Genomic DNA, 4,594 nt, shown 5'->3' with positions numbered 1-4,594 from the left:
ATATTATACAATATATCGCAGGTTTTATTGAAAAATTTTCCTTATTCTACTAAAATTTTTAAAGTAATATTTTTCACGTCTATGACTGATTCCTCAGCAATAATATCCTGTAGCATGACTTCCTTAAAATAGGTAACACTTTCTTTAAGTGGTAGGTGTAAGATCTTTCTTAATGCAGTCTCATACATCTTGATAAATTCCGGATCTGTATTGCCATGCTGTAGCTCTGTGAAGGCTTCATAAACCTGATCCATTTTATCTGCCAATTCCAGTAGACGGCCTTCAATAGTTTCATCCTTACCCTCTTTCATTCGATCAAAAAATACGGGTTGGAACTCTTCGGGTATTTCATTCAATATAAATTTTTCCATCATTTTCTCTTCAACATGTGAAAGCATTTGCTTTAATTCAGGAGAAGCATGTTTAACAGGTGTCTTAATATCACCGATAAAAATTTCTGCAAAGTCGTGGTTAATAGTCTTCTCATACAAAGATTTCCAGTTAATTTTTGCTCCATGGTTTTCCTCTATAGTTCCAAAGAACATAGCGTATTGAGCGACCTTCCAAGAATGAGCCGCTACATTATGCTCTTCATATTTGAATCTTCCGGGTGCTCGTATAATTCTTTCTAATTCGTTCATGCTCATAAAAAAACGGTGAATTCCCATTTACAATCACTCCTTCTCTATATATTACTTAAATATCCGTATTTTATGTAATGGAAACACTAGCAACCCTATTTAGTTTTATTTTCCCGACTTTCGGGTAATCCTATACTAACCTAAGGAGGAATTGACATGGCCAAATATGAAAAACTAAAAGAGGAATTACTTAACCGATTTAAAGAATTAGAGGAAAGTTTAAATAGCGATGAAGAATTTGAAACCACTGAGTTATCCCAATACGATAATCATCCTGCAGACAATGCAACGGATCTAACGGATCAGCATACCAGATTAGCCATACGAAAGCACAATGAAGAGGAAATAGAAGATATAAAAGCTGCACTTCAGGCTATGGATGAAGGAACCTACGGGCAGTGTACAGTTTGTAAAAAACAAATCCCTATAGAGCGACTAGAAGCTAAACCAACAGCCTTAACTTGCGTCGAGGATGCTCAACAGGAGGTAGAGGACTTCCGTCCAGTTGAAGAGGAAATCTTAAATCCTGACACCGATCGTCCAGTGGAGCAAGAGGAAGGAAAGCTTAGAGATTACAGTAACAGCTTCGAGGATGTAGAATCCTATGGTTCATCAGATACTCCGCAAGATAAATAAAATAAAAAATGATGCCAATTCCAAAAGGTATTGAGCATCATTTTTTATGTTTATGGTCTTCATTATCTCCGTCAAAAGTATTAAGGAATTTTAGCCCCTGTCATTTAACAGTCCAAATCCTTTCTGATACACTAGAAGCAAGGGGGAATATTAAATGGCAGCTATCGTTATGTTTGATGGAGAATGTAATTTTTGTGATTCCAGTGTTCAATTTATAATAAAACGAGACACTCGTGGTTATTTTAAGTTTGCTGCACTTCAAAGTGATGCGGGAGTGGAATTGAAAGAAAAATATGGTATCTCGAATCACATCGATAGTTTCATCTTGATAGAAGATGAAAAAGTCTACAAATTTTCCGATGGAGCGTTAAGAGTGTGTAGAAATTTAAGTGGTTTATGGAGGTATCTTTATATTTTCATGCTTGTTCCTAAACCAATTAGAAACAGTGTTTACAAATTCATCGCAAAAAATCGTTATCGTTGGTTTGGTAAAAAGGAGAGCTGTATGATACCCTCTCCAGAAGTACGGAGCCGTTTCTTATAAAGTAAATAATAGATTAATGAGGTGATTGTTCAACATGAAACATGAAGTGTATGACGTAACAATTATAGGGGGAGGTCCAACTGGATTGTTTGCATCCTTTTATGCGGGGCTCCGTGATTTAAAGGTGAAAATAATTGATAGCCTTCCAGAGCTAGGCGGACAGCTAATGGAGCTTTACCCAGATAAATATATATATGATATTGGAGGTCTTCCTAAAATATTGGCAAAGGATTTAATAGCTAATTTAGTGGAACAGGCATCCTATAGTGATCCAACCATATGTTTAGAGGAAACCGCAAACGAGCTAGAAAAACACGATGAATATTTTATATTGAAAACTGACAAAGATATTCACTATACTAAGACTATTCTTCTCACATCTGGTGTAGGTCCATTTCAACCACGTAAATTAACTGTGCCCGGAGCTAAGGAATATGAGGGTAAAAATTTATATTATAAAGTAAAGGACTTAAATGACTTTCAAAATTCTAATGTATTAGTACTGGGCGGTGGAGATTCTGCCCTAGATTGGTCGTTAATGTTAGAGGATATTGCTTCAAAAGTTACCATCTGTCATCGCCGTGAGCAATTCACGGCTCATGAAAAATCCGTTCAACAGCTTCAAGACTCAAAAGTCCATATTAAAACTTCCTACGCGGTCAAAGAACTAATTGGCGACGGAGATCGTATTCAAGAAGTGATTGTAGTCAGCAAGGATAAGGTAGAGGAAAGAATCCCGGTAGACCATGTACTTGTTAACTATGGCAACGTAGCATCTCTCGGACCACTGAAAAGCTGGGGACTGGAGATGGAGAAAAATTCGGTAATAGTGAATGAAAAGATGGAAACAAGTATAGAAGGAATATATGCAGCAGGTGACGTTTGTACACATGCTGGTAAAGTAAAGCTAATAGCGGTAGGCTTTGGGGAAGTCCCTAATGCAATTAGCCATATTAAGGCATCATTAGATCCAAAGGCAAGAGTACAGCCAAAGCACAGTACGAGTATTTTTGAAGAAACAAAATAAAAAATCCCATGCCTCGTTTAGGAGGCATGAGATTTCTTACTTATAGAATACTTTATCGATATTATATTTAGCTTTTAAGGTATTAATTGCATATGTTTCATATATTTCACGATCCATAGCCTCTTCAACTATACACACGCTAATTTTGTAAACTTCGTCGCGATGTTTAATCATCGGAGAAACATTATCTTCAAAATGTTTTTTAATACGTTGACGAATTTTACGCGCTTTTCCTACGAATAATAGCTCATCATTTTTGTTATAAAACATAAAGATGCCGCCTTTATCACGAGGGATTTGGTGGAAGTCGATAAATCCATAAATAGATGGGATTTCAACTTCCCCTTCTTTAAGGGCTTGCGTGCGTTGTGTAATAGTAACGGTTGGTTTTGGTAATTCAATTTTAATCATTTCTCTCACGTCCTCTTATTGTCTGTCCTTAAGTTTATCACAATTTAGCAGTAATATCTATTCGCAAGAGACGGGATTAAATGTGAAGTAAGATAAAGTGAATATAATCAATAGGAACAAGTATAGTAATTTTAAGGATAATAAGGTAGAGCCCAGCTAGAATGGAAGGAGAGATGTGTCTCCTGAACAGAAGAAATATATATTTGCCATAGTTAGTACGGGTTTGTTAGGAGGATATAATATTGGGAAGCATACCTGATTGGTTTTTTGCTGTGGCAATTGCGGTTGTCATTTGTTTTATAATAGTAGCAGAGTGGTGGACACGAAGAGGATAGAATTTATGCTATAATAATAAACTAAAGATAAGAAAAGAAAGAGGAATCATATGCTAACATTTGAAGAGAAAGAAGCAATTATTCAAGAGTTTCCTGAATTAACTCGTAAAGAAGTATCGATGAAGCGAGTTAACTACCATTATGAAGAAAGCTTATATGATAAAACAACTGTAATCTACCATCTACATCCTAATGGCAATGGCTTTGTGTATGTTGGAGATCTTCCGCAATATGAAGCAAAAGAAAAAGGATTAGTTAATATTCGAGAAGTATCAGCAGATGAGCTACGCCAAATGATCAAAGATTCTATTGCCTATTTAGCGACTGAGGAAGAAGAATTGATTGATGAAGAAGTAGAGGAGGAGTGGACAAACAAAGAAAGCTCTAAGCTAACTCTTTTACAAGAGGATACTCTTTGGAATGTCTACCATGGTTATAACCTAGAGGAGAGCTTTGGCACCTACAATGAAGCAAAAGCATATCTTTTAGAAGAAGGCTTCCGTCTTACTGCAAAAAGATAAGGAGGTTTTTGTATGAAAGGTAAAACAACGGTAGTAATTATTATTGGAATTTTACTCGTCGCAATTGGAACGACCTTTTACTTTATCATGAACTTCTTTGAGAATAATCCTACTCAAGCACAGCCAATTGGCTATATCACTGGGATTATTATAGACACGAAGGACAGTGGTATTCTTGTTGTAGAAGATTTAAGTGAAGAGGAAGCGCGCAAGTTAACTGTAGAAGAAGCACTTGAAGCTGGGAAAAGTGCTACTTGGTTTAATATTTCGATGGCTCATCGCAATGAGTTGGAATTGTATGACCTAGTCAAAGTCGGATATGAATCCCTAAAGGAATCTCATCCAGCATCGGGTGAAGCTAAAACGATTGAAAAAGTAGAAGAATAATCTAAAGTTCTCCATGGTGCTAATTGCTATGGGGAATTTTTTTATTGGCTATGTTGAAGGTTAGGGTTGATTTAGGATGCAAAGAAATCTTA

General features: G+C 36.2%; 7 protein-coding genes. 5 read left to right on the top strand and 2 right to left on the bottom strand.

Going from position 1 to position 4,594, the window contains the following annotated elements; translation table 11 throughout:
* Window positions 1-41 precede the first annotated feature (41 nt).
* A complete protein-coding gene (locus AC06OU_RS15945) occupies window positions 42-668 on the bottom strand; it encodes a YfbR-like 5'-deoxynucleotidase (protein ID WP_475857083.1) in 627 nt (208 codons plus the stop codon).
* 129 nt (window positions 669-797) lie between these two features.
* Here AC06OU_RS15945 and AC06OU_RS15940 point away from each other — a divergent pair, with 129 nt between their 5' ends.
* From AC06OU_RS15940 to AC06OU_RS15930, 3 genes are all read left to right on the top strand, one after another.
* Window positions 798-1,277 (top strand): TraR/DksA C4-type zinc finger protein, encoded by a 480-nt coding sequence (locus AC06OU_RS15940; RefSeq protein ID WP_475857082.1) that lies wholly within the window; start codon window positions 798-800, stop codon window positions 1,275-1,277.
* 154 nt (window positions 1,278-1,431) lie between these two features.
* Window positions 1,432-1,821 (top strand): thiol-disulfide oxidoreductase DCC family protein, encoded by a 390-nt coding sequence (locus tag AC06OU_RS15935; RefSeq protein ID WP_475857080.1) that lies wholly within the window; start codon window positions 1,432-1,434, stop codon window positions 1,819-1,821.
* 34 nt (window positions 1,822-1,855) lie between these two features.
* The gene (locus AC06OU_RS15930; protein WP_475857078.1) at window positions 1,856-2,848 is read left to right on the top strand and encodes an NAD(P)/FAD-dependent oxidoreductase; all 993 of its coding nucleotides are present in this window, start codon (window positions 1,856-1,858) and stop codon (window positions 2,846-2,848) included.
* A 36-nt stretch (window positions 2,849-2,884) separates the two neighbouring features.
* Here the strand turns inward: AC06OU_RS15930 and AC06OU_RS15925 are convergent, their stop codons facing one another.
* Window positions 2,885-3,259, bottom strand: a complete 375-nt coding sequence (locus AC06OU_RS15925) for a nucleotide excision repair endonuclease (RefSeq protein WP_169358463.1) — start codon at window positions 3,257-3,259, stop codon at window positions 2,885-2,887.
* A 385-nt stretch (window positions 3,260-3,644) separates the two neighbouring features.
* On the opposite strand from AC06OU_RS15925, the gene AC06OU_RS15920 reads away from it, so the two are divergent.
* Both AC06OU_RS15920 and AC06OU_RS15915 read left to right on the top strand, forming a co-directional pair.
* Complete coding sequence (locus tag AC06OU_RS15920) at window positions 3,645-4,115, top strand: hypothetical protein (RefSeq protein WP_169358464.1); 471 nt, start codon at window positions 3,645-3,647, stop codon at window positions 4,113-4,115.
* Window positions 4,116-4,127: 12 nt separating this feature from the next.
* Complete coding sequence (locus tag AC06OU_RS15915) at window positions 4,128-4,502, top strand: DUF3221 domain-containing protein (RefSeq protein ID WP_475857077.1); 375 nt, start codon at window positions 4,128-4,130, stop codon at window positions 4,500-4,502.
* The last annotated feature ends 92 nt before the right edge of the window (window positions 4,503-4,594 follow it).

Source organism: Psychrobacillus sp. (assembly GCF_056205495.1).
This window is presented reverse-complemented; position numbering and strand designations above follow the sequence as displayed.